The sequence below is a fragment of the Marinobacter sp. genome, assembly GCF_033722735.1.
Classification (GTDB): Bacteria; Pseudomonadota; Gammaproteobacteria; order Pseudomonadales; family Oleiphilaceae; genus Marinobacter.
Genome location: NZ_JAWVYN010000047.1, coordinates 1 through 6,318 on the forward strand (window position 1 = coordinate 1; position 6,318 = coordinate 6,318).

The following is a 6,318-nucleotide window of genomic DNA, read 5'->3' on the forward strand; positions in this document are numbered from 1 at the left end:
ACCGCTTCGGCAGGGGAGCACGCGCGGACCGTCCCCGGTCCGCTCCGGGTCATCGTCCCAGGGCGCAGCACTGGCGGTATCGGATAGCAACCAATCCGCGACGACGGGTACTCCCGACCCCAAACCCGCAGGGCCCAGCGCTGCCCGGCGCGAGCAAAGTCGGTCATCGTCACCCTCACGAGGGCGCACGTTCCTAATCCACAGACGCGGGGTGCAACGCCCCTGTTATGGATCACACGCCTAACCCCCGCTTTCAGTGATATACTCCCCGAAAAACTACGCCTAAAAGTTTCTGATGGAGAATGCCATGTCCGCAAACGATCATCTGGTCATTTTTGATACCACCTTGAGGGACGGAGAGCAGAGTCCGGGTGCGACCATGACCAAGGCGGAAAAGCTGCGAATCGCCAAAATCCTGGAAAAGCTCCGGGTTGATGTGATCGAGGCGGGCTTTGCAATTGCCAGTCAGGGGGATTTCGATGCAGTAAAAAGCATTGCAGAAGCCATCAAGGACTCCACAGTATGCAGTCTCGCTCGGGCCTTGGATGGCGATATTGATCGTGCGGCAGAAGCGATTCGGCCGGCAGCGAGGGGGCGCATTCACACCTTCATCGCCACCTCCCCCATCCATATGAAGCACAAGCTCCAGATGGAACCGGGCGAAGTGATCGAGCAGGCGGTTATGGCGGTCAAGCGGGCCCGGGGCCACGTTGACGATGTTGAGTTCTCCTGTGAGGACGCCGGTCGTTCCGAGCTGGACTTCCTCTGCCGTATCATCGAGGCGGCCATCGACGCCGGCGCGACCACGATTAACATCCCGGATACGGTCGGCTACGCGATCCCGGAGCAGTTCGGCGCCACCATCGAGCAACTGCTCAACCGCATTCCCAACGCCGACAAGGCGATCTTCTCCGTACACTGCCACAACGACCTGGGGCTGGCCGTTGCCAATTCCCTGGCGGCGGTGACGCACGGGGCCCGCCAGGTGGAGTGCACCATCAACGGACTGGGAGAGCGGGCCGGTAATGCCTCGCTGGAAGAGATCGTGATGGCGGTGCGTACCCGCCAGGACCTGTTCCACGTCGATACCCGGATAGAAACCCAGCACATCGTGCCCGCATCGCGCCTGGTATCGACCATCACCGGGTTTCCGGTGCAACCCAACAAAGCCATTGTGGGCGCCAACGCCTTTGCCCATGAGTCAGGCATTCACCAGGACGGGGTGTTAAAACACCGGGAGACCTATGAAATCATGCGAGCCCAGGATGTTGGTTGGCACACCAACAGTCTGGTGCTGGGTAAGCATTCCGGTCGTAACGCCTTCCGCACCCGACTCCAGGAGCTGGGAATCCAGTTCGAAACCGAATCTGAGCTCAATGAAGCGTTCACCCGCTTCAAGGCCCTAGCGGATCTCAAGCACGAGATCTTCGACGAAGACCTGCAGGCCATTGCCAGCGATACCCGCCAGAATGACGAAGAAGGACGCTTCGGGCTGGTCTGCATGCAAGTCTGCTCGGAAACCGGCGTGGTTCCTACTGCCACGTTGACGCTGAAAGTGGACGGTAAGGAGCACACCGTAGAGTCCGAGGGCAGCGGGCCGGTTGACGCCACCTTCAAGGCTATCGAATCCCTGGTTGAATCCGGCTGTAACCTGCAACTGTATTCGGTGAACAACATCACCAGTGGTACCGATGCCCAGGGCGAGGTGACGGTGCGCCTGGAACGCGGCGGGCGGATCGTGAATGGCGTCGGCGCCGATACCGATATCATCATTGCCTCCGCCAAAGCCTATATCGAGGCGCTGAACCTAATCAGTCGCGGTGGCACTCGCCAACACCCCCAAGGTGGTGATGTCTAATCACCCGTTTACGATGAGAGGTGGATCGACCCAGTGGCTGGCCTGAACGAAGCGGCGCGTCAGTTTTATCTCGGACAGGCGGGGATACACCTGTGGTATGCCCGAAGCCCGCTGCCGGGTGCGGCACCGAGTCCGGACTTCGACTTTTCGGAGCCGGCACCGGAACCGGTCGCGCCGGTCAGTACGCCAATCGCGTCGCCTCAGGAAAACGACCGCGCCGAGCGGGCCGGCAAGCTCGCCGCTTTGCAGGGGCTGATGTCTGGCAAGGCTGCGCCGCCAGAGGAAAACAACCCCCCCGCCTCGCCGGCTGAACAAGCGGTTGGCACCGAGACTCCAGCAACGGATCGCGCCGGGGTCATCGATCCCCCAACGATGGACGCCGACCCCGTAATCATCCAGGCAAACTGGGGCTTCTGGTGCGCAGAGGATGCGCTGCTGGTGAGCGTGCTGTCCGAAGACGCCAGCTTTCAGCTGCAGGCGTCTCTGGCGCAGAACATTCTGAAGGCCGTGGGCCAGTCGGCGCTCAGGGATTTTCGGATTCAGTGGCCAGTCTTCAACAACCCGCTGGTGCCTGGCAGTGATCGCGGTGCGTTGATCCGGGTCGTCAGGGAGCAGCTGGCCAACCTGGGGGGTAGGCGCGTGATCTTGCTGGGGATTCTGCCGGGCCTCCCCGACGCTGACCGGGCGGCGTTGATTGCTGAGCTCTGGGGCCAGGTGGCGGTGGACATGCCGGCATCGTTGGCGGCGTTATCGACCGATCCGGCCGGCAAGCGGGCACTCTGGGAGGCACTGAAGCCGGTGTTCACGCGTGGTCAATGATACCGGATACCTATCAAGCCATCCTGGACCTGGGCCTGCACGTGCGGTCGCTGCGCGAGGCCGATCTTCCGGCCGTCCTCGAGGTTGAGCGCCGGAGTTATTCCCACCCCTGGTCCGAAGGGGGTTTTCGGGATTGCTTTCACCCCAACTACCGGTCCTGGCTGATGCTGGACGGGGATCGGTTGGCGGGCTATGCCGTGGTCGCCTATCAGTACGATGAAGCGCACCTGCTCAACATCTGTATCGCGCCGGATCACCGCCGACAGGGGGCCGGTCGAAAACTGTTGCGACACGTGGTGGCAATGTCCGCCCACGACGGCATGGCGCTGGTGTTGCTGGAGGTGCGAGTGAGCAATCTCAGTGCCATCAATCTCTATGCCAGTGAAGGCTTCCAGCCGGTTGGCGAGCGGCCGGAATACTACCCCGCGGCAGAAGGCCGTGAAGCTGCGAAGGTCATGACACTAACACTCCCTAGTGTCCACAGCCCGCAGAATTTATAATAGCGCTCACTATTCTCCGTTCATCCCATTCAGTTCCGAACCAGGTTTGTTGTCCATTATGTCTACCCTTGCCCAGGAAGTTGCCAACCGTCGTACCTTTGCGATCATCTCGCACCCGGACGCCGGTAAAACCACCATCACCGAGAAGGTCCTGCTGTTCGGCCAGGCGTTGCAGAAGGCGGGGACCGTCAAGGGCAAGAAGTCCGGCCAACATGCCAAGTCCGATTGGATGGAAATGGAGAAGGAACGTGGCATCTCGGTGACCACCTCCGTCATGCAGTTCCCTTACGGGGACCGACTGGTCAACCTGCTGGATACCCCGGGGCACGAGGACTTCTCGGAGGATACCTACCGGACGCTCACTGCGGTGGATTCCTGCCTCATGGTGATCGACAGCGCCAAGGGGGTCGAGGAGCGCACCATCAAGCTGATGGAGGTCACACGGCTTCGGGACACCCCGATCCTCACCTTCATGAACAAGCTCGACCGGGATATTCGTGATCCCATTGAGCTGATGGACGAAGTGGAGGAGGTGCTTAGCATTGCCTGCGCTCCCATTACCTGGCCAATTGGCATGGGCAAGGGTTTCAAGGGCGTCTATCACCTGCTGCGGGATGAGGTCATCCTCTACCAGAGTGGCCAGGGTCATACGATTCAGGAGAAGCGGGTGATCAGCGGACTCGACAATCCGGAACTCGACGAGGTGCTCGGGTCCCTGGCATCGGAGCTGCGGGACGAAGTGGAACTGGTCAAGGGGGCGTCCCACGAGTTTGACCTCGACGCCTTCCTGGCGGGCGAGTTGACCCCGGTATTCTTTGGTACCGCGCTGGGCAACTTTGGAGTCGATCACATGCTCGATGGCCTGGTGGAATGGGCGCCAGCGCCCCAGCCCAGGGAAACCGATCAGCGCCTGGTTGAACCGGCCGAGGACGGATTTTCCGGCTTTGTGTTCAAGATCCAGGCGAACATGGATCCCCAGCATCGGGACCGGGTGGCCTTTTTGCGCATTGTATCCGGCCGCTACTCCCAGGGGATGAAAGCCCGCCATGTGCGTATTGGCAAGGATGTGCGCTTCTCCGATGCACTGACCTTCATGGCAGGGGATCGGACCCACGCCGACGAAGCCTACGCCGGTGACATCATCGGTCTGCACAACCATGGCACCATACAGTTGGGAGACACCTTTACCGCTGGGGACGACATGAAGTTCACCGGCATTCCCAACTTCGCGCCGGAACTGTTCCGGCGCATCCGACTCAAGGACCCGCTCAAGGCCAAGCAGCTGCAAAAAGGCCTGGTCCAGCTGTCCGAAGAGGGGGCGGTCCAGGTGTTCCGGCCAATGAAGAACAACGATCTCATCGTCGGCGCGGTGGGTGTGCTGCAGTTCGACGTGGTGGTCGCCCGTCTCAAGAGCGAATACAAGGTCGAGGCGGTGTATGAGCCGATCAACGTGGCCACCGCCCGCTGGGTAACCTGTGACGACCCCAGGAAGCTCGACGAGTTCCAGCGCAAGGCCAATGACTTCCTGGCGCTGGACGGCAGTGACCAATTGGCCTACATCGCACCGACCATGGTCAACCTCCAACTGGCCGAAGAACGTCATCCCGACATTCGCTTCCACAAGACCCGGGAGCACTGACGCCGGAGGCCGTCATGGAGATTGTCGACGCCCACTGCCATTTCGATTTCCCGCAATTCGACGGCCGGCGGGAAGCCCTATTGGCAGAGTCCCGCCGTGTCGGCGTCTCCCGACTGGTGGTGCCGGGCGTCCGCCGGGCCGATTGGGGCCGGGTTGAAGAACAGGCCCGGCGTTACCCGGAGGTGTTCTACTGTCTGGGCATTCATCCCTGGTTTGTTGGCGAGCATCACCCGGCGGACCTTGGTGTCTTGCGGGACCAGCTGCGGGCAGGGGGCGCGCGTTGTGTGGCCGTCGGGGAATGTGGGCTGGACCGCCTTCGCGGTGAGTTGAGCGAGCAGTTGCCCTGGTTTGAACGGCAGGTGGCGCTGGCCGAAGAGTTGGATTTGCCCCTGATCGTGCACTCGGTGAAGACCCATGACGAGGTCGCCTCCATTCTGCAACGGCACAGGATCTCGGTGCCTGTGTTGGTGCACGGTTTTGCCGGCAGCTATCAGCAGGCCGTCAAACTGGTGGAGTTGGGCTGCTTCATTGGGGTCGGCGGGGTGATCACCCACTCAAGAGCCCTGAAGACCCGGCAGACCATCGCCCGGCTACCGCTGCGGTCCCTGGTACTGGAAACCGATGCGCCAGACATGCCCCCCGCAGGGGTGGCCAAGGGTGACAATTCGCCGGTCTGTCTGCCGTCAATCCTGGAGGCCCTGGCGGAGCTTCGCGGGGAAGCGCCGGCTGAATTGGCAGAGGCGCTTCTGGTCAATGTCCGGCGTCTGTACCGCTGGAGGTAGGGAATGGCCGAAACAGCCGGCGCCGGGGTTTGCTTTATACGCCAATTTGGATATAATTCGCGCCCTGGCTTTTCAAGGCGATGACATTATCTCAGCCCCGAATGGTGTCACTGCCGATTAAACTATTAGGTCGAAAGCTGTCGAACAGGCCCTTCCCATGCTGGTTGGACGGTTTTTAACGTTTCTTTTATAGCGTTCAAGGCGGAATCAATGAAGACTCTGAGTGCGAAACCAGAAACAGTAACGCGTGACTGGTACGTTGTAGACGCAGCCGGCAAAACGCTGGGTCGTCTGTCTACCGAGATCGCCCGTCGTCTGCGGGGCAAGCATAAGCCTGAGTACACCCCTCACGTCGACACTGGCGACTACATCGTTGTGATCAATGCCAGCCAGGTGCGGGTAACAGGCAAGAAAGCATCTGCAAAGATGTACTACAGTCACACCGGCTTTCCGGGTGGAATCAAGTCCATCAACTTCGAGAAGCTGGTCGACAAGGCGCCCGAGCAAATTATCCAGAAGTCCGTGAAAGGCATGATGCCAAAAGGGCCCCTGGGTCGCGCCATGTTCAAAAAGCTGAAAGTCTATGCCGGCGCTGAGCATCCTCACGCAGCCCAGCAGCCCAAAGAACTCGACATTTAACGGAAGGCGGATATGTCTGTAGCACAAAATTACGGTACTGGTCGCCGCAAGACATCCACGGCTCGGGTTTTCATCAAGCCG

At 60.6% G+C, this 6,318-nt stretch carries 6 protein-coding genes and 1 pseudogene; all 7 read left to right on the top strand.

Going from position 1 to position 6,318, the window contains the following annotated elements; genetic code table 11:
• Positions 1-307: 307 nt before the first annotated feature.
• Complete coding sequence (locus R3175_RS17705; RefSeq protein WP_318945671.1) at positions 308-1,858, top strand: 2-isopropylmalate synthase; 1,551 nt, start codon at positions 308-310, stop codon at positions 1,856-1,858.
• A 33-nt stretch (positions 1,859-1,891) separates the two neighbouring features.
• Positions 1,892-2,677, top strand: a complete 786-nt coding sequence (locus R3175_RS17710; RefSeq protein ID WP_318945672.1) for a hypothetical protein — start codon at positions 1,892-1,894, stop codon at positions 2,675-2,677.
• A complete protein-coding gene (gene rimI, locus R3175_RS17715) occupies positions 2,674-3,177 on the top strand; it encodes a ribosomal protein S18-alanine N-acetyltransferase (protein ID WP_318945673.1) in 504 nt (167 codons plus the stop codon). The genes R3175_RS17710 and rimI overlap by 4 nt, the downstream gene beginning before the upstream one ends.
• Positions 3,178-3,235: 58 nt before the next feature.
• Positions 3,236-4,816, top strand: coding sequence for a peptide chain release factor 3 (gene prfC / locus R3175_RS17720; protein ID WP_318945674.1), 1,581 nt, complete (start codon positions 3,236-3,238; stop codon positions 4,814-4,816).
• A 14-nt stretch (positions 4,817-4,830) separates the two neighbouring features.
• Positions 4,831-5,598, top strand: coding sequence for a TatD family hydrolase (locus tag R3175_RS17725; RefSeq protein ID WP_318945675.1), 768 nt, complete (start codon positions 4,831-4,833; stop codon positions 5,596-5,598).
• Positions 5,599-5,808: 210 nt separating this feature from the next.
• The gene (gene rplM / locus R3175_RS17730) at positions 5,809-6,237 is read left to right on the top strand and encodes a 50S ribosomal protein L13 (protein WP_318945676.1); all 429 of its coding nucleotides are present in this window, start codon (positions 5,809-5,811) and stop codon (positions 6,235-6,237) included.
• 12 nt (positions 6,238-6,249) lie between these two features.
• Positions 6,250-6,318 (top strand): annotated as a pseudogene (locus tag R3175_RS17735) (30S ribosomal protein S9); the annotation flags it as partial.